At 61.6% G+C, this 24,766-nt stretch carries 6 protein-coding genes; 1 reads left to right on the top strand and 5 read right to left on the bottom strand.

Features of this window, described 5'->3' with window-relative positions:
• The 5 genes from KI231_RS00740 to KI231_RS00720 all read right to left on the bottom strand — a co-directional run bounded on the left by KI231_RS00740 (nucleotide 1) and on the right by KI231_RS00720 (nucleotide 7,211).
• Entirely contained in the window at nucleotides 1–1,026 is a 1,026-nt protein-coding gene (locus KI231_RS00740) for an ABC transporter substrate-binding protein (RefSeq protein WP_096823034.1), read from the bottom strand.
• A gap of 18 nt (nucleotides 1,027–1,044) precedes the next feature.
• Nucleotides 1,045–1,941, bottom strand: coding sequence for a TauD/TfdA dioxygenase family protein (locus tag KI231_RS00735; protein WP_213027165.1), 897 nt, complete (start codon nucleotides 1,939–1,941; stop codon nucleotides 1,045–1,047).
• 369 nt (nucleotides 1,942–2,310) lie between these two features.
• On the bottom strand, nucleotides 2,311–3,678 hold the full coding sequence (locus tag KI231_RS00730) for an HlyD family type I secretion periplasmic adaptor subunit (RefSeq protein ID WP_213027164.1): 1,368 nt from the start codon (nucleotides 3,676–3,678) through the stop codon (nucleotides 2,311–2,313).
• Complete coding sequence (locus KI231_RS00725; protein ID WP_213027163.1) at nucleotides 3,668–5,824, bottom strand: type I secretion system permease/ATPase; 2,157 nt, start codon at nucleotides 5,822–5,824, stop codon at nucleotides 3,668–3,670. Before KI231_RS00725 ends, KI231_RS00730 begins: the two co-directional genes overlap by 11 nt.
• Before the next feature lie 34 nt (nucleotides 5,825–5,858).
• The gene (locus KI231_RS00720; protein WP_103306855.1) at nucleotides 5,859–7,211 is read right to left on the bottom strand and encodes a TolC family outer membrane protein; all 1,353 of its coding nucleotides are present in this window, start codon (nucleotides 7,209–7,211) and stop codon (nucleotides 5,859–5,861) included.
• A 355-nt stretch (nucleotides 7,212–7,566) separates the two neighbouring features.
• Between KI231_RS00720 and KI231_RS00715 the strand changes: the two genes are divergently transcribed.
• Nucleotides 7,567–24,702: an immunoglobulin-like domain-containing protein gene (locus KI231_RS00715; RefSeq protein ID WP_213027162.1), complete on the top strand. Its 17,136-nt coding sequence runs from the start codon at nucleotides 7,567–7,569 to the stop codon at nucleotides 24,700–24,702.
• The last annotated feature ends 64 nt before the right edge of the window (nucleotides 24,703–24,766 follow it).

The following is a 24,766-nucleotide window of genomic DNA, read 5'->3' as shown; positions in this document are numbered from 1 at the left end:
TCAGCTCCCTTGCAGCGGTTTGGCGTCCTGGAAGAAGTAGTCCTTCCACGATTCAGGTTTGTTCTTGATCGCGCCGACGCGGTAGAGGAATTCGGCCAGCGGATAGGTATTTTTCGGCGTGACGCTGAATTCGAACTGCGGGTTGTCGATGATTTTCAGCAGCTCGGCACGATCGATCTTGGCTTTGGTCACGCGGATGTACGTGTCCGCCGCCGCGCCTTTATCGTTCTGCGCAAATTGCGCGGCTTCGGTCAGGGCCTCGACGAAGGCCTTGTAGGTCTTCGGGTTGTCGTTGCGGAATTTCTCGGTGGCGAACAGCACGGTTGGCGAGTTCGGGCCGAGCACGTCGTAGGAGTTGAGCACCACGTGCACATTCGGGTTCTGCAGCGCCTGATCCTGGAACGGCGGATTGGAGAAATGCCCGGTCAACTCGGTGCCGCCGGCGATCAACGCAGCGGTGGCGTCCGGGTGTGGGACGGCGATGGTGTACTTGTCGAGGCGATTGAATTCCTTATCGCCCCATTGCTTGGCCGCCGCGTATTGCAGGAAGCGCGACTGCACCGACACCCCCACCGCCGGCACAGCAATGCGATCCTTCTCGGTGAAATCGGCGATGGTTTTGACCTTGGGATTGTTACTCACCAGGTAGTAAGGGAAGTTGCCCAGCGAGGCCACGGCTTTGACGTTCTGCTTGCCATGGGTGCGATCCCAGATAGTCAGCAACGGGCCGACACCGGCGCCGGCAATGTCAATCGAGCCGGAGAGCAGCGCGTCGTTGACCGCCGCGCCGCCCGAGAGCTGCGTCCAGTCGACCTTGATGTCGAGGCCTTCCTGCTTGCCGTACTTCTCGATCAGGCCCTGATCACGCACCACGTTGAGCAATAAATAGACAATACCGAACTGTTCGGCGATACGAATTTCACCTTCGGCGTGGGCCACGGTCGGCGCCACCAGGCTGCCGGCGATCAGACTGAAACCGAGGCCAATGGCGGCGGCCAGCGGTGCAAATGGAAGACGTTTGGACATGATCGAATCTCCGGCAAATCAGAAAGGCGCGTCGCCCTGGATGGTGGTGCGATACAGCTTGCGGCGCAGGTGCGCGGGGCAGCCGGCGGCGAGGTGGATCAGCGAACGGTTGTCCCAGAACACCATGTCGTGGGGCTGCCACTGATGGCGGTAGATGTTTTGCGGCAGCACGCTATGGGCGTAGAGCTCGGCGAGCAGTTGTTGGCTTTCGTCTGCCGGCAGGCCGACGATGCGCGTGGTGAAGCCTTCACTGACGAACAAAGCCTTGCGGCCGTTTTCCGGGTGGGTACGGACGATCGGGTGCACCACTTCGGCGACCTGGGCCAATTGCTCCGGAGTCAGGGTCGGGCGCCAGTTGCCTTCGAATTTGGTTTCGCTGTAACGCGCCGTGTAGGAATGGGCAGCGCTGCGGCCTTCGACCGCTTTGCGCAGCGCCTCAGGCAGGTTGTCCCAAGCTTTGTGCATGTCGGCAAACAGCGTGTCGCCGCCCTCCTCTGGCAACTCCTGTGCGTGGAGCATCGAGCCGAGGCTTGGCAGCTCTTTATAGGAGAGGTCGGAGTGCCAGAACTTGCCGGCATCGCCGAGGCCGATGTTCTGGCCGTTCTCGACGATGTTGGAAACGATGAGGATTTCCGGGTGGTTGGCCAGCAGGAACTGCTTGAGCACGTGGATCTGCAACACGCCGAAGCGGCGGCTGAAATCGATCTGCTGTTGCGGGGTGATGCGTTGGTCACGGAACACCACGACATGATGATCCAGGTGCGCACGATGGATGCGCGCAAAGTCCTCATCGTTGACCGGACGGGTCAGGTCCAGGCCGACGATTTCGGCACCGACGGCACCGCTGAACGGACGAATTTCAAAGGTTTGCGGCGCGGCGGTCGCGGCGCTTGGGGTGGCAGTAGCTGCGGACATCTTTCAATCTCCCACGCACGGCACGCTCACAGGCGCGCTCGTCGATCAGACACTCACGCGGATTGCGTGTTGGTTCAGGTCGTGCGGCGCGCCGATTGGTCGGCAGGTACGCAGGGGAGTGACTTTATAGCTATAAGAATTGGAAATTAAATACCGTTAACGAATAACGATATGGCGAATGTTGAGAAATGGACGAATTAGTGAATGACGATTTGTGTCACTTTTGGGCGTGATGCGGCGACTTAACGGACGCCATCGCTGGCAAGCCAGCTCCCACAGGTTCCGATGTCGAGCACACAATCGTGTTCCAACCGAAAATTCTGTGGGAGCTGGCTTGCCAGCGATGAGGCCATAAAGACCGCTAGAGCATCAACGCTCGTGCAACGCCTCGGCCCGCGCCCGAATGATGGGCTTGAGCAGATAACTCAACACCGACTTCTTGCCAGTGATGATATCCACCGACGCGACCATCCCCGGAATGATCAGCAACGGCTTCTCATCGGTGCCCAAGTGGCTGCGCTCGGTACGCACCTTGATCATGTAGTAGGTGGTTTTCTTGTCTTCGTCGGTGATGGTGTCAGCGCCGATCTGCTCCAGTTGGGCCTTCAGCCCGCCGTAAATGGTGTAGTCATAGGCAGTGAATTTGACGATGGCTTCCTGCCCCGGATGCAGGAACGCGATGTCTTGCGGACGAATCTTCGCTTCGACGAGCAAGGTGTCATCCAGCGGGACGATTTCCACCATGTCGCTACCCGGCTGGATCACGCCGCCGATGGTGTTGACCAGTAACTTGTTGACGATGCCGCGCACTGGCGAGGTGACCAGCGTACGGCTGACACGGTCTTCCAGTGCCTTGCCGGTGGCCTGGGCCTTGTTCAGGTCGGTGCGGGCTTCGTTGAGTTGTGTCAGCGCTTCACTGCGGAATTTGCCACGGGTTTCGTCGATCTTGCGCTGCACTTCCTTGATCGCCGATTCGGCGCGGGGAATCGCCAGCGTAGTAGCGTCGAGCTGACCACGGGTTTCCACTTCGGCACGCTTGAGGCGCAGCACCTCTACCGGGGACACCGCGCCCTGCGCCACCAACGGCTCGGACATGTTGATTTCCTGGCGTTGCAGGCCGAGTTGCTGGCGGTATTGCGCCTGTTTGGAGGTGAACTCGCGCAGCTCTTGCTGACGCTGGATCAACTGCTCCTGCAAGCCGCCAATCTCGTCGTGCAGTTGCTGGCGGCGGCTGATGTAGAGGGATTCTTCGCTTTTCGCCTGACCCGGCACGGCTTTGAGCACGTCCTCGGGGAACGCCAGCGGACGGTCATCGACCTCGGCGCTCAGCCGCTCGACGCGCAGCAACATCGACAGCCGATCGGCCTCGGTTTCGCCGACGTTGGAAGCGAATCGCGTGTCATCCAGCCGAATCAGCGGTGCGCCGGCTTCGACGATCTGACCTTCCTTGACGAACAGTTCGGAAACGATCCCGCCCTCAAGGTTCTGGATTTTCTGGATCTTCGACGAAGGAATCGCCTTGCCATCGCCCTTGGTCACTTCGTCGATCACGGCGAAGTTGGCCCAGAGCAGCAGGAACACGAAGAAGCCGATGATCGCCCAGATCGTCAGGCGCACGACGCGCGGGGCGTCTTCGATCAGCGCCTTGTTGACCTCTGGCAGCGGCTGGCCCTGCAAGGATGCAGAGCCTTTGAAGTAGCGACGGATCGAATCCTTGAAACCCGACTTAAGCAACACTGATCTGCCCCTTCTTCAACGCTTCCATCACGGCGGCTTTCGGGCCATCGGCGAGAATTTGTCCACGGTCGATCACCAGCAGGCGATCCACCAGCGACAACAGAGATGCCCGGTGCGTCACCAGCACCACGGTCTTGTTTTCGATCACGGCGGCGAGGCGTTGCTTGAGGCGTTCTTCACCGGTGTTGTCCATGGCGCTGGTCGGCTCGTCCATCAGCAGGATCGGCGGATTGAGCAGCAGCGCCCGGGCCAGTGCAACGTTCTGCCGTTGACCGCCGGAGAGGTTCTGTCCGCGCTCACCCACTTGCAGCTCATAACCTTGCGGGTGCAGACGGGCGAATTCATGGACACCGGCCAGTTCGGCGGCTTGCAGGACCAGCTCGTCTTCTACATAGCGCGCACCGGAGACGAGGTTGTCGCGCAGGGTGCCGGCCAGCAGCTGGATGTCCTGCGGCACGTAGCCGATGTTGTAGCGCAGTTCGCTGACGTCGATCTGGCGGATATCCACGCCGTCGACCAGCAACGCGCCGTCGTCCGGCTGATACAGGCCGACCAGCAGCTTGGCCAGCGAGCTTTTGCCCGAACCGCTGCGGCCGATGATGCCGATCTTCTCGCCGGGACGGATCACCAGGTTGATGTTCTTCAGCGCCGGATTCTGTTGTTCCGGGTAGGTGAAGTTGAGCTGGCGGCATTCGATGGCGCCTTGCAGCACCTTGCGGCTCAGCGGGCGCTCTTCGAAGTTGCGCTCCTGCGGCAGCTCCATCATCTGGTCGACCGAGGTCATGGTCACGCGGGCTTGCTGGTAACGGGTCAGCAGACCGGACAGCGACGCCAGCGGACTCAGCGCACGACCGCTGAGCATGTAGCAGGCAATCAGGCCGCCCATGCTCAAGTGGCCATCGATGATCTGGTACACGCCGAAGACGATCATGATCACCCCGGCCAGTTGCTGGATCAGCAGGGTAATGTTCATCGCCAGACCGGAGAGCATTTTCACCCGCAGTTCGAGGCGGCTGAGGGTGCCGATGGTCTGTTCCCACTGGTATTGGCGTTCGCTTTCGGCGTTGTTGACCTTGACCGCGTCGAGACCGGCGAGGGTTTCGATCAGGCTCGACTGACGCTCGGCACCGAGGGCCATGGTGCGTTCCATGGTGGCCACCAGCGGCTTCTGCAACGCGTAGCCGATCAGCAGCGCAATCGGGAACGCCAGCACCGGAATCCACACCAGATGCCCGCCGAGAATGGCGATGACAATAAAGATGAGGATGGTGAACGGCAGATCAATCAGGCTGGTCAGGGTCAGCGAGGCGAGGAAGTCGCGCAGGCTCTGAAACTCATGGATGTTCTGGGCGAAGCTGCCGACCCGCGCCGGGCGGTATTTCATCGCCATGCCGACGATGCGCTCGAACAGCGTGGCCGAGATGATCAGGTCGGTTTTCTTCCCGGCCAGATCCAGGCACAGGCTGCGCAGGCTTTTGAGGATCAGGTCGAAGATGTAAGCGCCAGTGATGCCCAGGGCCAACACCCACAGGGTCGCCTCGGCCTGGTTGGGCACTACGCGGTCGTAGACGTTCATCACGAACAGCGGCGCGGCCATGGCGATGATGTTGATCAGGAAACTGGCGGCGATGGCGTCGGCGTACAGCCAGCGCGAACGCTTGAGAGTGTCGCGGAACCACGAGCGTGCACGCGGAATCAGCGTGCCGTGGTTGACGTCGAATTTGTGTTGCGGCTGGGCGAAGAAGACTTTGCCGGTGTAATCGTCGGCCAGCAGTTCGCGGCTGACCACGGACTCGCCACCATCGCTTTCGCTGAGCAGCACCCGCGCTTCGTTTTCACCTTGCCAGCCCAACAGGACGGCACTGCGACCATCCTTGAGCAGCAACAGCGCCGGCATCGCAATCGGCGGAATCTCCTCCAGCTTGCGCTGCAGCACCCGACCTTGCAGGCCGGCGCGAGCCGCCGCGCGGGGCAGCAACTCGACACTCAAACGTTGTTTGGGCAGCGGCAGGCCGGTGGTCAGCATCGCCGCGCTGGCGGGTTTCTGGTGCAGCATGCAAAGGGCGAGCAGACCATCCAGTAACGGATCGTCGTGCAACGCGCGTGGATCATGACTGAGATGAACTCGACTGACTTCTGATTCCACGCTCGACACTCTTTGACAGTTGAAAAGGGATAACTCAATTCATCCCAGGCAGCTGGACCTTGGGCTTCACGTCGTTCTGCACAACGGATGCCAACGGTGCGACCACTCCCTGGCTTCTGAGCAACTCGCCCATGGTCGCCTTGATTCGATACTGAGTAAATAACTGAATGTTTTTGATTTCAGCCAGACGCCGCGAAGCGGTGAACAACTCGTTTTCGCTGTCGAGCAAATCGAGCAGGGTGCGCTCGCCGAGGCTGAACTGGCGCTGGTACGCGGTGCGCACCGAGGTGCTGTGATCGACGTACTGCTGAGCGATCGGCACTTGCGCATTGGCGTTGTTCAAGGCGTTCCAGGCCAGACCCAGCTCTTCGTTCAACTGACGCAGGGCGTTGTTGCGGATGTCCAGCGCCTGGTTCGACAGGTACGACTTGGATTCCAGATCGGCCTTGTTGCTGCCGCCGGAATACAGGTTGAAGCGCATGCGCAGCATGGCCTGCCATTCGTTGTTGTGACCGTTCTGGCCGTCGAGATCGTTATCGGCGGTGCGGCCCAATTCAGCATCGAAACGCGGGTAGAAGGTCGACTTGGCGGTTTCGTACTGCTTTTCGGCAGCGGCGATGTCGGACTCGGCCGAACGCAGGATCGGGCTGTTTTCCAGCATCTGCTGGCGCGCTTCATTGAGGTTGGCCGGCATCATCGCCATGAACGGCGCCGGACGCTCGAGCTGGTCAGGCATCTGGCCAACAGCGCTGAGGAAGTTGGTTTCCGAGTCGGCCAGATTGGTCTGTTCGGTGATCAGATTGTTGCGGGCCTGGGCCATCCGCGCTTCGGCCTGATCGAGGTCGGCACCGCTGCCGACGCCGCGCTGGGTGCGCAACTGGATCTGGTCGTAGATGCGCTGGTGGCTCTTGAGGTTTTCTTCGGCCAGACGCACGAATTCACGGCGAGTCAGCACGTCGAGGTACACCTGGGCGACGGTCAGCGCGGTGCGCTCGGAAGTGCCGAGCAGCGAGTAGGCGCGGGAGTTAACGGTGGCTTGTTGACGCCCGACCTCGCTGGACGTCGCAAAACCGTCAAAGACCATTTGCGAGAGACGTAAACTTGACTCGCTGCGGTTCAGGGTTTCCCAGTGATTGCCGCCGCCATTGGCGCGGGTGGTCACGCTGTCGGTGCCTTCACGGCCGTAACCGCCGAGCAGATCGACCTTGGGCAGGTATCCACCTTTTGCAGCCTTTAACTGATAATCCGCGGCCAAACGACTGTTGACCCCTGCCTGGATTTCCGGATGGACATCCAAGGCCTGTTGCATGGCTTCTGGTAAGGATTGTGCTTGTGCGAATGAAGCGGCGAGAGCGAAAGGTAGAGCCTTGAACAAATACGAACGCATGGTAACGATTTCCCAGAACTACTTGTCTTGAATCACAGCAAAACGTGGTGCTGCGGCGGATGATGGCAACCGGAATGACCGTATGTCGGAAAGTTCAAAACAGGAACTGGATCACACGCTGAAGGACAGGTCGCCGCGGAAATATCAATGTGACATTAGTGGGGCGATTGTTTAGGATGGCACCCAGAAGGTCAATAGTTTGGCATAAAGTTAATAGCGAAAGAATCTAGCCAAATTATTGACGAAGAGACGCGTCAAACTTGATTCGCAAATTTTTAAAGTACGTCCAGACTGAATCGGCGCCGAGCCATCAGGCAATGGAAGTCAACTGAACGTAACACCCGGAGAGTCTTCAATGAGCAGTGTTGTTGCCATCGTCAAAAGCATTGTCGGTCAGGTATTCGTGGTCTCCCCTGAGGGTGTACGCCGCGTGCTCGTTGAAGGCGATCGTCTGTTCGTCGGCGACCAGATCGACACCGGCCTCTCCGGCGCCGTGTCGCTGGAACTGGCTGATGGCCGCACTCTGGATCTGGGTCGCGAAACTCAGTGGAGCGCCAACGCGCCCGACTCCAGCACTGACCTGGCCGAAGCCACCGCGCAGGCTGCGCCGTCGGTAGCAGAATTGCAGCAAGCGATTGCCGCGGGTGTCGACCCGACTACTGCTCTTGAAGCCACCGCTGCCGGCCCTTCAGCTGCGGGTACTGGCGGTGCGGCTGGCGGCGGCCACAGCTTCGTGATGCTCGATGCCACGGCGGGTCGCGTTGATCCGACCATTGGCTTCCCGACGGAGGGGATCAACTCCGGCGCGCAAGCGGCGCAAAACATCACTGGTGGACAGACCACCGACACCACCACCAACGCCCTGCGTGAGTCGACCCTGAGCCTCAGTGCTACGCCGACCATCACCGAGGCCGGCGGCGTGCTGGTGTACACCGCGACCCTGACCCAGGCGCCGCTGACCGACCTGACCATCACCCTGTCCAACGGCGCGGTGATCGTGATTCCGGCCGGTTCCACCACCGGCACCGTCAACGTGCCGCTGGCACCGAACGACACCGTTTATAACGACCCGACCCAGATTGACGTGACCGTCACCGGTACCACCGGCGGCAACGGCATCACCGTGACCACTCCGACCACTCCGGCCACGACTCAGGTCACCGACACCATCGACACCACCACCGTCACCCTGACGGCGGGCCCGAGCGTCACCGAAGGCGGCCAGATCACCTACACCGCGACCCTGACCAACCCGGCGCAAACCCCGGTGACCGTCACCCTGTCGAACGGCTCGACCATCACCATCGGCGCCGGCCAGACCACTGGCACCGTCAACGTGCCGACGCCGGCCAACGACGTCTATAACAACGGCAGCACGGTCACCACGACCATCACCGGTGCCACCGGCGGCAACTTCGAAAACCTGGTGCCGAACCCGACTCCGGCGGTGACCACCATCACCGATTCGATCGATAACACCGGCCTGACCCTGACCGCCACCGGCACCGTGGTCGAAGGTGGCCAGATCACCTACACCGCGACCCTGACCAACCCGGCGCAGACGCCGGTCACCGTCACCCTGTCGAACGGTTCGACCATCACCATTGAAGCCGGCCAGACCACCGGCACCGTCAACGTGCCGACCGCACCGAACGACGTCTACAACAATGGCGGCACCGTCAGCACCACCATTACCGGTGCAACCGGCGGCAACTTCGAGAACCTGGTTCCGAACACGACGCCAGCGACCACCACCGTGACCGACTCGATCGACACCACCAGCGTGAGCCTCACCGCCACCGGCACTGTTGTCGAAGGCGGGCAGATCACTTACACCGCGACCCTGACCAACCCGGCGCAAACCCCGGTGACCGTCACCCTGTCGAACGGTTCGACCATCACCATTGAAGCCGGCCAGACCACTGGCACCGTCAACGTGCCGACGGCGGCCAACGACGTCTATAACAACGGCAGCACCGTCAGCACCACGATTACTGACGCTACCGGCGGTAATTTCGAAAACCTGGTGCCAAACCCGACGCCCGCGACTACTACCATTACCGACTCGATCGACACCACCAATCTGTCGTTGAGCGCGACCGGTTCGGTGGCCGAAGGTGGTTCGATCGTTTACACCGCGACCCTGACCAACGCCGCGCAAACCCCCGTCACCGTGACCCTGAGCAACGGTTCGGTGATCACCATCGAAGCGGGCAAGACCACCGGCACCGTGACCGTTCCAGCGCCTGCCGATGACGTCTACAAAGACGCCGGCAAAGTCGAAGTCTCTATCACGGACGCCAGCGGCGGTAACTTCGAGAACCTCGTTCCGAGCACCACGCCAGCTGTGACCGAAGTGACCGACACCATCGACACTTCGACCGTGAAACTGAGCGCCGATACGTCGGTGGCTGAAGGTGGCACTGTTACCTACACCGCCACCGTTGGCGCGCCAGTGACCGGTTCGCCTGTCGTGGTAACGCTGGCCAATGGTCAGAACATCACCATCGAAGTCGGTAAAACCACCGGCAGCGTGACCTTCACCGCACCGAACGATGCGCTGACCGGTAACGCACCACTGACCAACTCGATCACTGGCGTGACTGGCGGCAACTACGAAGATCTCGTGGCCGACAAGACCGCGGTTTCAACCACCGTTACCGATACCGTCGACACCACCAACCTGTCGCTGAGCGCGACCGGCTCTGTGGCCGAGGGTGGCCAGATTACCTACACCGCCACGCTGACCAATGCGGCAGGCTCGCCAGTCACCGTAACGCTGAGCAACGGCTCAGTCATCACCATCGAAGCAGGCAAAACCACCGGCACCGTGACGGTTCCGGCGCCAGCCGATGATGTTTACAAAGACGCCGGCAAAGTCGAAGTGACCATCGACAAGGCCACGGGCGGCAATTTCGAGAACCTGGTGCCGAGCACCGTTCCAGCCGTGACCGACGTCACCGACACCATCGATACTTCGACCGTCAAACTGACGGCTGATATTTCGGTCGCTGAAGGTGGCACCGTCACTTACACCGCCACCGTCGGCGCCCCGGTGACCGGCTCGCCGGTTGTGGTGTCTTTGGCCAACGGCCAGAGCATCACCATCGAAGTGGGTCAAACCACCGGCACCGTGACCACCACTGCGCCGAACGATGCGCTGGTTGGCCAGGCCCCGCTGACCAACTCGATCACCAACGTCACGGGCGGCAATTACGAGAACCTCGTAGCGGACAAAACCCCGGTCAGCACCACGGTGACTGACACCACCGACACCACCAACCTGTCGCTCAGCGCGACCGGTTCCGTGGCCGAGGGTGGCCAGATCACTTACACCGCGACCCTGACCAACGCTGCCGGCTCGCCGGTCACCGTGACCCTGTCGAACGGTTCGGTGATCACCATCGAGGCTGGCAAAACCACAGGCACCGTGACCGTTGCTGCGCCAGCCGATGACGTCTATAAAGACGCCGGCAAAGTCGAAGTGAACATCGATAAGGCCACGGGCGGCAATTTCGAGAACCTGGTACCAAGCACCGTTCCGGCCGTTACCGACGTCACCGACACCATCGATACTTCGACCGTCAAACTGACGGCTGATACTTCGGTCGCTGAAGGTGGCACTGTCACCTACACCGCGACCGTTGGCGCTCCAGTGACGGGTTCGCCTGTTGTGGTGACTCTGGCAAACGGCCAGAACATCACCATCGAAGTCGGTAAAACCACGGGCACCGTAACCTTCACTGCACCGAACGATGCATTGGTTGGCCAAGCCCCGGTCACCAACTCGATCACCAACGTGACGGGTGGCAACTACGAAAATCTCGTAGCGGACAAAACCCCGGTCAGCACTACGGTGACCGACACCACCGACACCACCAACCTGTCGCTCAGCGCGACCGGTTCCGTGGCCGAGGGTGGCCAGATCACTTACACCGCGACCCTGACCAATGCCGCCGGTTCGCCAGTGACGGTGACCCTGAGCAACGGCTCGGTGATCACCATCGAGGCTGGCAAAACCACTGGCACCGTGACAGTTCCGGCGCCAGCCGATGATGTTTACAAAGACGCCGGCAAAGTCGAAGTGACCATCACGGACGCTACCGGCGGTAACTTCGAAAATCTCGTTCCGAGCACCGTCCCAGCGGTGACCGATGTCACTGACACCATCGACACCTCAACCGTGAAACTGACGGCTGACACTTCCGTGGCAGAGGGTGGCACCGTCACCTACACCGCCACTGTTGGTGCGCCAGTCACTGGTTCGCCGGTTGTCGTGTCCCTGGCCAACGGCCAGAGCATCACCATCGAAGTGGGCAAAACCACGGGCACCGTGACCTTCACCGCACCGAACGATGCGCTGACCGGTCACGCGCCGCTGAGTAACTCGATCACCGACGTGAGCGGCGGCAATTACGAGAATCTCGTTGCCGACAAAACCCCGGTCAGCACCACCGTGACCGACACCGTCGACACCACCAACCTGTCGCTGAGCGCGACCGGTTCCGTGGCTGAAGGCGGTTCGATCGTTTACACCGCGACCCTGACCAATGCGGCTGGCTCGCCGGTCACAGTGACCCTGAGCAACGGCGCAGTCATCACCATCGAGGCTGGCAAAACCAGCGGCACCGTGACCGTTCCGGCTCCGGCGGATGACGTTTACAAAGACGCGGGCAAGGTCGAAGCGACCATTTCCACTGCCACTGGCGGCAATTTCGAGAACCTGGTGCCGAGCACCGTTCCGGCCGTTACCGAAGTCAGCGATACCATCGACACTTCGACCGTGAAACTGACCGCCGACAGCACCGTGGCTGAAGGTGGCACCGTCACTTATACCGCCACCGTTGGTGCGCCAGTCACTGGTTCGTCGGTTGTCGTGACCCTGGCCAACGGCCAGAGCATCACCATCGAAGTGGGTAAAACCACTGGCACCGTAACCACCACTGCGCCGAACGACGCACTGGTCGGCCAGGCACCACTGAGCAACTCGATTACTGGCGTTACCGGCGGCAACTACGAAAACCTCGTCGCCGACAAAACCCCGGTCAGCACCAGCGTGACCGACACCACCGACACCACCAACCTGACGCTGAGTGCGACCGGAACTGTGGTTGAGGGCGGCTCGATCGTTTACACCGCGACCCTGACCAATCCGGCCGGCACGCCGGTGACCGTGACCCTGAGCAATGGCTCGGTGATCACCATCGAGGCGGGCAAAACCACCGGTACTGTGACTGTTCCGGCCCCCGCCGATGACGTCTACAAGGACGCCGGCAAAGTCGAAGTGACCATCCAGGATGCGTCCGGCGGCAACTTCGAGAATCTGGTGCCGAGCACCGTTCCGGCCGTCACCGATGTCACCGACACTATCGACACCTCGACCGTCAAACTGACCGCCGACACCACCGTGGCTGAAGGCGGCACCGTTACTTACACCGCTACCGTTGGTGCACCAGTCACCGGTTCGCCGGTTGTGGTGACGTTGGCCAACGGTCAGCAGATCACCATTGAAGTCGGCAAAACCACTGGCACCGTTACCACCACCGCGCCAAACGACGCTTTGGTTGGCCAGGCACCACTGAGCAACTCGATCACCGGTGTGACGGGCGGCAACTACGAAAATCTCGTAGCAGACAAAACCCCGGTCAGCACCAGCGTGACGGACACCACCGACACCACCAACCTGTCGCTCAGCGCCACCAACTCGGTCGCCGAGGGCGGTTCGATCACGTACACCGCGACACTGACCAACGCCGCTGGCTCGCCAGTGACCGTAACCCTGTCGAACGGCGCCGTGATCACCATCGAAGCTGGCAAAACCACCGGCACCGTGACCGTTCCAGCCCCGGCTGATGACGTTTACAAAGACGCAGGCAAAGTCGAAGCGACCATTTCGACTGCCACGGGCGGCAATTTCGAGAACCTGGTGCCGAGCACCGTTCCGGCTGTCACCGAAGTCACCGATACCATCGACACCACCACCGTCAAACTGACCGCCACCGAATCGGCATCTGAAGGTGGCACCGTTACTTACACCGCGACCGTTGGCGCGCCAGTGACCGGTTCGCCTGTGGTTGTGACCCTGGCCAATGGTCAGAACATCACCATCGAAGTCGGCAAAACCACTGGCACCGTCACCACCACCGCACCGAACGACGCGTTGACCGGCCACGCGCCGCTGACCAACGCGATCACTGACGTGAGCGGCGGCAATTACGAAAATCTGGTTGCCGACAAGACGCCGGTTTCGACCAACGTCACCGACACTGTCGACACCACCAACCTGTCGCTGACGGCGACCGGTACTGTGGCTGAAGGCGGCTCGATTGTTTACACCGCGACGCTGACCAACGCGGCAGGTTCGCCGGTCACCGTAACGCTTTCGAATGGTTCGGTAATCACCATCGAGGCAGGCAAAACAACGGGCACCCTGACCGTTCCGGCACCTGCCGATGACGTCTACAAAGACGCCGGCAAAGTCGAAGTGACGATCAAGGAGGCAACCGGCGGCAACTTCGAGAACCTCGTTCCGAGCACCACGCCAGCGGTGACTGACGTCACCGACACCATCGACACCTCGACCGTCAAACTGACGGCCACCGAGTCGGCAGCCGAGGGTGGCACTGTCACCTACACCGCCACCGTTGGCGCGCCAGTCACTGGCTCGCCGGTTGTCGTAACGTTGGCCAACGGCCAGAACATCACCATCGAAGTGGGTAAAACCACCGGTACCGTCACCACCACCGCGCCAAACGACGCGTTGACCGGTCACGCGCCGCTGACCAACTCGATCACTGACGTCACCGGCGGCAACTACGAAAACCTCGTGGCCGACAAAACCCCAGTCAGCACCACCGTGACCGACACCGTCGACACCACCAACCTGTCGCTCAGCGCCACTGGCACGGTGAACGAAGGTGGCCAGATCACCTACACCGCCACCTTGACCAACGCGGCCGGCAGCCCGGTCACCGTGACGTTGAGCAATGGCGCGACCATCACCATCGAGGCCGGCAAAACCACCGGCACCGTGACCGTCGACGCACCGAAGGACGACGTCTACAAAGACGCCGGCACTGTTGAAGCGACCATCAAGGGCGCGACCGGTGGCGACTTCGAAAACCTCGTCACCAATACGACTCCGGCGGTCACCACCGTCAACGACACCATCGACACGTCCACCGTGTCGCTGACCGCCACGGCCAACGTCGCCGAAGGCGAAACCGTGGTCTACACCGCGACCGTCACTGCGCCTGTGACCGGTTCGCCGGTTGTCGTGACCCTGTCCAACGGCCAGACCATCACCATCGCTGTCGGTGAAACCAGCGGTACCGTGAATTTCGTTGCGCCGAACAGCCCATTGGCGGGCGGCAGCTCGTTGAGCGTGACCATCGACGGCGCGACTGGCGGCAACTACGAAAAACTGGTGACCGACGGCAAGTCGGCCGACACCACGGTTACGGACACCACCGACACCACTAATCTGAACCTGACCGCGACCGATTCGGTGGCTGAGGGCGGTTCGATCGTTTACACCGCAACGCTGACCAACCCGGCCGGCACACCGGTGACTGTGACCCTGTCAAACGGCGCCGTAATCACCATCGACGCGGGTAAAACCACTGGCACCGTCACTGTCCCGGCTCCGGCTGATGACGTTTACAAAGACGCGGGCAAAGTTGAAGCGACCATTTCGACTGCCACCGGCGGCAACTTCGAAAACCTGGTGCCGAGCACTGTTCCGGCCGTGACCAACGTCACCGACACCATCGACACCACCACCGTCAAACTGACCGCGACCGAGTCGGCGGCTGAGGGTGGCACCGTTACTTACACCGCAACTGTCGGTGCTCCTGTGACCGGTTCGCCGGTCACCGTGACCCTGGCCAATGGTCAGAACATCACCATCGAAGTGGGTAAAACCACCGGCACCGTGACCTTCACTGCGCCGAACGATGCGTTGACCGGCCACGCGCCGCTGACCAACGCGATCACCGACGTGAGCGGCGGCAATTACGAGAACCTGGTCGCCGACAAGACGCCGGTTTCGACCACAGTTACCGATACCGTCGACACCACCAACCTGTCGCTGAGTGCGACCGGCACCGTGGCCGAAGGTGGCCAGATCATCTACACCGCGACCCTGACCAACGCTGCTGGCTCGCCAGTGACCGTGACCTTGTCGAACGGCGCCGTGATCACCATCGAAGCGGGCAAAACCACTGGCACCGTGACCGTTCCAGCTCCGGCTGACGACGTTTACAAAGACGCCGGCAAAGTCGAAGCGACCATTTCCACCGCGACGGGCGGCAACTTCGAGAATCTGGTGCCGAGCACCGCTCCAGCCGTTACCGAAGTGACTGACACCATCGACACTTCGACCGTGAAACTCACGGCGACCGAGACCGCCGCTGAAGGTGGCGCGGTTGTTTACACCGCGACCGTGGGTGCGCCAGTCACTGGCTCTCCAGTTGTGGTGACGCTGGCCAATGGTCAGAACATCACCATCGAAGTGGGTAAAACCACTGGCACCGTGACCTTCACTGCACCGAACGATGCATTGACCGGCCACGCACCGATTACCAACTCGATCACCGGTGTAACCGGCGGCAACTACGAGAATCTGGTTGCCGACAAGACCCCGGTTTCGACCAACGTCACCGATACCGTCGACACCACCAATCTGTCGTTGAGCGCCACCGGTTCTGTCGCTGAGGGCGGTTCGATTGTTTACACCGCGACCCTGACCAACGCTGCTGGCTCGCCAGTGACCGTGACCTTGTCGAACGGCGCTGTAATCACCATCGAGGCGGGTAAAACCACTGGCACTGTGACCGTTCCGGCACCGGCCGATGACGTCTACAAAGATGCAGGAAAAGTCGAAGCGACCATTTCGACCGCTACTGGCGGTAACTTCGAAAACCTGGTGCCGAGCACTGTTCCGGCCGTGACCGAAGTGACCGACACCATCGACACTTCGACGGTGAAACTGACTGCCGATACGTCCGTGGCTGAAGGCGGCACTGTCACTTACACCGCCACTGTTGGCGCTCCCGTGACCGGTTCTCCGGTCGTGGTGACATTGGCCAACGGTCAGCAGATCACCATTGAGGTCGGCAAAACCACTGGCACCGTGGCCACCACTGCGCCAAACGATGCATTGACCGGCCATGCGCCGCTGACCAACTCGATCACCAACGTAGACGGCGGCAACTACGAGAACCTCGTTGCCGACAAGACCCCGGTCAGCACCACCGTGACCGATACCGTCGACACCACCAATCTGTCGTTGAGCGCTACCAACTCGGTCGCCGAAGGTGGCTCGATCGTTTACACCGCCACGCTGACCAACGCCGCTGGCTCGCCAGTGACCGTGACGTTGTCGAACGGTGCTGTGATCACCATCGAGGCTGGCAAAACCACTGGCACCGTCACTGTTCCGGCTCCGGCTGATGACGTTTACAAAGACGCGGGCAAGGTTGAAGCGACCATTTCCACCGCGACTGGCGGCAACTTCGAAAATCTGGTGCCGAGCACTGTTCCGGCAGTCACCAGCGTCACCGACACCATCGACACCACCACGGTCAAACTGACCGCGACCGAGTCGGCTGCTGAGGGTGGCACCGTTACCTACACCGCGACGGTTGGTGCCCCTGTTACCGGTTCGCCGGTGGTCGTGACGCTGGCCAATGGTCAGAACATCACCATCGAGATGGGTAAAACCACCGGCACCGTGACCACGACTGCGCCTAACGATGCGTTGACCGGTCACGCACCGCTGACCAACGCCATTACCGACGTAACCGGCGGCAACTACGAGAACCTCGTCGCCGACAAGACCCCGGTCAGCACCACCGTGACCGACACTGTCGACACCACCAACCTGTCGTTGAGCGCTACCCCATCGGTCGCTGAAGGCGGTTCGATTGTTTACACCGCCACGCTGACCAACGCCGCTGGCTCGCCAGTGACCGTAACCCTGTCGAACGGCGCCGTCATTACGATTGAGGCGGGCAAAACGACTGGCACCGTGACCGTTCCAGCTCCGGCTGATGACGTTTACAAAGACGCGGGCAAGGTCGAAGCGACCATTTCCACCGCGACTGGCGGCAACTTCGAAAATCTGGTGCCGAGCACTGTTCCGGCAGTCACCAACGTGACCGACACCATCGATACCACCACCGTCAAACTGACCGCGACCGAGTCGGCGGCTGAGGGTGGCACCGTTACCTACACCGCGACGGTTGGTGCTCCTGTCACCGGTTCACCGGTTGTCGTGACCCTGGCCAACGGTCAGAACATCACCATCGAAGTGGGCAAAACCACCGGCGCCGTGACCACCACCGCACCGAACGATGCGTTGACCGGCCACGCGCCGATTACCAACTCGATCACCGACGTGAGCGGCGGCAATTACGAGAATCTGGTTGCCGACAAAACGCCGGTTTCGACCACTGTCACTGACACCGTCGACACCACCAATCTGTCGCTGTCCGCAACCGGCACCGTGGCCGAAGGTGGCCAGATCACCTACACCGCGACCCTGACCAACGCAGCTGGTTCGCCAGTGACCGTTAATCTGTCGAACGGCTCGGTGATCACCATCGAAGCCGGCAAAACCACCGGCACCGTGACCGTCCCGGCTCCGGCTGACGACGTCTACAAAGACGCCGGCACCGTGCAGGCTACGATCAGCAACGCCACCGGCGGCAGCTTCGAGAAACTGGTGACCAGCAACACCCCAGCGGTCACCAGCGTCACCGACACCATCGACACCACCACCGTCAAACTGACCGCGACCGAGTCGGCGGCTGAGGGTGGCACCGTTACTTACACCGCAACTGTCGGTGCTCCTGTGACCGGTTCGCCGGTCACCGTGACCCTGGCCAATGGTCAGAACATCACCATCGAGGTGGGTAAAACCACCGGCACCGTGACCACGACTGCGCCTAACGATGCGTTGACCGGTCACGCACCGCTGACCAACGCCATTACCGACGTAACCGGCGGCAACTACGAGAACCTCGTCGCCGACAAGACCCCGGTCAGCACCACCGTGACCGACACTGTCGACACCACCAACCTGTCGTTGAGCGCTACCCCATCGGTCGCTGAAGGCGGTTCGATTGTCTACACCGCCACGCTGACCAACGCCGCTGGCTCGCCAGTCACCGTGACCCTGTCGAACGGCGCCGTTATCACCATCGACGCTGGTAAAACCACCGGCACCGTGACCGTTCCTGCACCAGCGGACGACGTCTACAAAGACGCCGGCACCGTGCAGGCAACCATCAGCAACGCCACCGGTGGCAACTTCGAGAACCTGGTGCCGAGCACTGTGCCGGCAGTCACCAGCGTCACCGACACCATCGACACCACCACCGTCAAACTGACCGCGACCGAGTCGGCTGCTGAGGGTGGCACCGTTACCTACACCGCGACGGTTGGTGCTCCTGTTACCGGTTCACCGGTCACCGTGACACTGGCCAACGGTCAGAACATCACCATCGAAGTGGGTAAAACCACTGGCACCGTGACCACCACCGCGCCGAACGACGTGTTGACCGGCCACGCGCCGTTGACCAACGCGATCACCAACGTCAGCGGCGGTAACTACGAGAATCTGGTTGCCGACAAAACGCCGGTTTCGACCACTGTCACTGACACCGTCGACACCACCAATCTGTCGCTGTCCGCAACCGGCACCGTGGCCGAAGGTGGCCAGATCACCTACACCGCGACCCTGACCAACGCCGCTGGTTCGCCAGTGACCGTTACTCTGTCGAACGGCTCGGTGATCACCATCGAAGCCGGCAAAACCACCGGCACCGTGACCGTCCCGGCTCCGGCTGACGACGTCTACAAAGACGCCGGCACCGTGCAGGCTACGATCAGCAACGCCACCGGCGGCAGCTTCGAGAAACTGGTGACCAGCAACACCCCAGCGGTCACCAGCGTCACTGACACCATCGACACCACCACGGTCAAACTGACCGCCACCGGCACGGCGGCTGAGGGCGGTACCGTCACCTATACCGCCACGGTCGGTGCGCCAGTCACCGGCTCGCCGGTCACCGTGACCCTGGCCAACGGTCAGAACATCACCATCGAAGTGGGCAAAACCACTGGCACCGTGACCACCACCGCGCCGAACGACGTGTTGACCGGCCACGCACCGCTGACCAATTCGATCACCGGCGTAACCGGTGGCAACTACGAAAACCTCGTTGCGGACAAGACTCCGGTCAGCACCACCGTGACCGACACCGTCGACACCACCAACCTGTCCCTGAGTGCCACCAACTCGGTCGCCGAGGGCGGTTCGATCGTTTACACCGCCACGCTGACCAACGCTGCTGGCTCGCCAGTCACCGTGACCCTGTCGAACGGTGCAGTCATCACCATCGAAGCCGGCAAAACCACCGGCACCGTCACCGTTCCAGCGCCAGCCGACGACGTCTACAAAGACGCCGGTACCGTGCAGGCGACGATCAGCAACGCCACCGGTGGCAACTTCGAAAACCTGGTGCCGAGCACGACGCCGGCCGTGACCAGCGTGACCGACACCATCGACACCACCACCGTGAAGCTGAGCGCAACCGGCACAGCGGCCGAGGGCGGCAATGTCGTCTACACCGCCACCGTCGGCGCACCTGTGACCGGCTCGCCTGTCGTCGTGACCCTGGCCAACGGTCAGAACATCACCATCGAAGTGGGCAAAACCACTGGCACCGTGACCACCACCGCGCCGAACGACGTGTTGACCGGCCACGCGCCGTTGACCAACGCGATCACCAACGTCAGCGGCGGTAACTACGAGAATCTGGTTGCCGACAAAACGCCGGTTTCGACCACTGTCACCGATACCGTCGACACCACCAACCTGTCGCTGTCCGCGAGCGGCACCGTGGCCGAAGGTGGCCAGATCACCTACACCGCGACCCTGACCAACGCCGCTGGTTCGCCAGTCACCGTAACGCTGTCGAACGGCTCGGTGATCACCATCGAAGCCGGCAAAACCACTGGCACCGTGACCGTTCCGGCACCGGCTGACGACGTCTACAAAGACGCCGGCACCGTGCAGGCAACCATCAGCAACGCCACCGGTGGCAACTTCGAAAACCTGGTGCCAAGCACAACACCGGCCGTGACCAGCGTGACCGACACCATCGACACCACCACCGTGAAGCTGAGCGCAACCGGCACAGCGGCCGAGGGCGGCAACGTCGTCTACACCGCCACCGTCGGCGCGCCAGTGACCGGCTCGCCTGTCGTCGTGACCCTGGCCAACGGTCAGAACATCACCATCGACATCGGCAAAACCACCGGCACCGTGACCACCACCGCACCGAACGATGCGCTGACTGGCCATGCTCCGCTGACCAACTCGATCACCAACGTCACCGGCGGCAACTACGAAAACCTCGTAGCCGACAAGACTCCGGTCAGCACCACCGTGACCGACACCATCGACACCACCAACCTTTCGCTCAGCGCGACCGGCACCGTGGCCGAAGGTGGCCAGATCACTTACACCGCGACCCTGACCAACGCCGCTGGCTCGCCAGTGACCGTAACTCTGTCGAACGGCTCGGTGATCACCATCGAAGCCGGCAAAACCACCGGCACCGTGACTGTTCCTGCTCCGGCTGACGACGTCTACAAAGACGCCGGCACCGTGCAGGCCACCATCACTGGCACCAGCGGCGGCAGCTTCGAGAACCTGGTGACCAACAACACACCAGCGGTGACCAACGTCACTGACACCATCGACACCACCACGGTCAGCATCACCGGCAGCACCTCGGTGACCGAAGGCCAGACCGCCAGCTATACCGTCAGCCTGAACCACCCGGCGCAAACCGAAGTGACCCTGAAAATCGTCTACAGCGGCACTGCCGCCGACGGTTCCGACTTCACCGGTGTGTACACCGTGAAGATCCCGGCAGGTGCGAGCAGCGCGCAGTTCAACGTCGCCACCATCGATGACAAGATCACCGAAGGCACCGAGAACTTCGTGGTCAAGATCGACTCGGCCACGGGCGGCAACTTCGAGAACCTCGCGGTCAGCAGCACCAACGGCAGCGTCAGCACCTCGATCATCGACAACGATGCGCCGCCGGTCATCGACCTCGATGCCAACAACTCCAGCGGGGCGACCGGTGCCGACTACAAGGTGACCTTCACCGAAAACACCCCGGGTGCCGGCGTGTCGATTGCTGATACCGACATCAGCATCACTGACCCGGACAGCACCATGCTGACCGGCGCCACCGTGGTGCTGACCAACCGTCAGGACGGCGATGCGTTGAACCTGGGCAACAGCGTCAACGGCATCACCATCAATGCCAACAGCACCAACGGCACCGTGACGCTGACCCTGTCGGGCAATGCAACGCTGGCCGACTACATGCAGGCCATCAAGAACATCAGCTTCACCAACGGCAGTGAAAACCCGAGCACCGTGCCGCGGATCATCACCGTGACTGTGACCGATGGCGGCAACTACTCCAACACCGCGACCACCACGGTCAACGTGGTGGCGGTCAACGACGCACCGGTCGCCGCACCGAGCAACGTCACTGGCACCGAAGACACCCCGCTGGTACTCGGCTGGTCGACCTTCGGTGTGACCGACGTGGACAGCCCGGCCAGCAGCCTGGGCATCAAAATCACCCAGCTGCCGGGCGAAGGCAAACTGCAGTACCTCGACGGTTCGACCTGGAAAGACGTCGCCAACAACCAGACCTTCACCAAGGCAGATATCGACGCCGGCAAACTGCGCTTCATGCCGGATGCCAACGAGTCGGGCGTGAACGGTTACGGCGGTACTGGCATGGGCAACAACCAGGCTGACTACGCGCAGATCAAATTCCAGCCAACCGACGGCCAACTGCTGGGCAACACCGGCACGGTGAAGATCGACATCACGCCAGTGGCGGATGCCCCGACCGTGAGCGTGGCCGACAACAGCGTGAAGTCCACCGGCCTGATCAAGGAAGTCTGGACCGGCCTGTCGGGCCTGGGCACCAGTGGCAACGGCGCAGATTCGACCACGTTGAAAAACGTGATCGACGGTGCCGGTACGCCGAACTCCAGCGGTAGCGTGACCAACGTGCAATCCGACGGCAGCGTGGCAGCAGGCACAGCGTCGAAGACGTCCGGCCTGATCTATCTGGAAGCCGGCAAGACCTACACCTTCAGCGGCGTCGCCGATGACAGTCTGCTGATCACCATCGGCGGTAAAAACGTGGCGTCGGGTACCTGGGGCGCGGGCGGCGCGATCAATGGATCGTTCACCCCGACCACCAGCGGCTACTACACCCTGGACATCTACCACCACAACCAGAGCGGCCCGGGCAGCTACGACGTCAACCTGTCGGTCAACGGCAGCGCGCCGATCGACCTGAGCAGCGCTGGCGTACCGATCTACACCGGTGTGCAAGATCTGGTGAACTCCGGCGTGACTGTCTCCGATCTGCACGGCACTAATGGCGAAGGCTATTACGACGGCTACAAACTCAACACCGGCGCCGAAGGCACCACGGTGAAACTGTCGGCGATCAGCACCGCGCTGACCGACACCGACGGCTCGGAAACCCTGAGCGTGAAGATCAGCGGCGCGCCGGTCGGCTCGGTGCTGAGCGACGGCGCAGGCCACACATTCACCGTCACCGCGAGCAATGGCGAAGCCAACGTCACCGGCTGGAACCTCGGCAGCCTGACCGTGACCCCGCCGACCTACTACAACGGCCAGTTCAACCTGACCGTGACCTCGACCTCCACCGAATACGTGGGCGGTTCGGCCAGCAGCACCGCGACCATTCCGGTCACCGTGGTGCCGGCGGTCTATACCGCTTCGGTCGCCACTTCCGGCGATGACACCTTCAACGGCACCGATGGCAACGACATCATGGTCGCCGACATTGGCGGTCTGACCGTGGTGCCGGGCACCAACTACAACATCGCGTTCATGGTCGACAGCTCGGGCAGTATGAGCACTTCGTCGCTGAACGCCGCGAAAGACTCGCTGACCTCGGTGTTCAACACCCTCAAGCAGAGTCTGGGCGGCAGCAACTCGGGCACGGTGAACATCTTCCTGGTGGACTTCGATACTCAGGTCAAACAGTCGGTGTCGGTGAACCTCAACGACCCGAACGCGCTGACCAAGCTCAAGGCTGTGCTGGACTCCATGACGTCCGGGGGCGGCACCAACTACGAGGACGTGTTCAAAACCACCGCCAACTTCTTCCAGAGCGCTGAAGCGGTGGCCAACACCGGTGCGAAGAACCTCACGTACTTCATCACCGACGGCCAGCCGACCTACTATCAGACCGGCGAGTCGACCAACCCGTACCTGTACGGCAACAAAACCCTCGATAGCCTGATCACCACCACCAACTACAAGTTGGGGACAGCCGTCAGCCTGTATCCGGACAGCTCGCACCAGATCGATATCAGCGCGAACGGCTCGGTGACGGTCTGGACCAAATCGGGCGGTAACTGGACGTACCAGAACTTCGGCACGCTGCACGCCCAGGGCGACGGTACCTACGAGTTCTCTGGCCTGGCGGGCAGCGGTAGCAGCACCGATTACTACACCACCACCAACGCCAACAGCAGCTTCGCATTGCTCAGCGGTCTGTCGAACGTGGAAGCCATCGGCCTCAACAGCGGCGTCAGCCTCAACGACCTGAAGCCGTACGACTCGGACAAGACGCCGCAGACCAACATCGATCCGAAGGATCTGGCCAACTCGATCATCGGCCACACCGAAGCAACGATGCCGGGCAACGATATCGTCAGCGGTGGCGACGGCAACGACATCCTGTTCGGCGACCTGGTGAGCTTCAACGGTATTGCCGGCGAGGGTTACCAGGCGATGCAGGCGTTCGTTGCGCAGCAGACCGGCGTCGACGTCAGCAAAGTCACCACCAGCAACGTGCACCAGTACATCACCGAGCACTATCAGGCGTTCGATGTCTCCGGTGCACATGACGGCAACGACACACTGTTGGGCGGTGCGGGCAATGACATCCTGTTCGGCTCCGGCGGCAATGACTTGCTCGATGGCGGCAAAGGTAATGACATCCTGCTCGGCGGCACCGGCAACGACACGCTGATCGGCGGTCAGGGCAACGACATCCTGATTGGCGGCTCGGGTGCCGACACCTTCGTCTGGAAGTCGGGCGACACCGGCAACGATGTGATCAAGGACTTCAATGCCAGCCAGGGTGATCGCATCGACCTGCGTGACCTGTTGCAGGGCGAGACCGGCAGCACCATCGACAACTTCCTGAAGATCACCACGGTCGACGGCGTGTCGTCGCTGCAAGTCAGCTCGGGCGGCAAGTTCAACTCCGGCGACGCCGCCGCTGCCACGCCTGACGTGACGATCAAACTGGAAGGCAACAACTGGTCGAGCGCCAACATCCACAACCTGATCGCCGGCAGCGACCCGACCATCAAGGTTGACCACAACAACAGCTGATCCGTGAACAAACGGCCGCCCCTCTGGGGCGGTCGTCACATTCAGCGCCAGCGCACCGGTGACG

Origin of the sequence: Pseudomonas sp. Seg1, assembly GCF_018326005.1 — a bacterium.
In the GTDB taxonomy this organism is placed as follows: Bacteria; Pseudomonadota; Gammaproteobacteria; order Pseudomonadales; family Pseudomonadaceae; genus Aquipseudomonas.
This window is presented reverse-complemented; position numbering and strand designations above follow the sequence as displayed.

Bases quoted from the DNA above. Each gene is read 5' to 3' on its own strand.
- KI231_RS00740 (WP_096823034.1), bottom strand. From the start codon at position 1,026: ATGTCCAAACGTCTTCCATTTGCACCGCTGGCCGCCGCCATTGGCCTC.
- KI231_RS00735 (WP_213027165.1), bottom strand. From the start codon at position 1,941: ATGTCCGCAGCTACTGCCACCCCAAGCGCCGCGACCGCCGCGCCGCAA.
- KI231_RS00720 (WP_103306855.1), bottom strand. From the start codon at position 7,211: ATGCGTTCGTATTTGTTCAAGGCTCTACCTTTCGCTCTCGCCGCTTCA.
- KI231_RS00715 (WP_213027162.1), top strand. From the start codon at position 7,567: ATGAGCAGTGTTGTTGCCATCGTCAAAAGCATTGTCGGTCAGGTATTC.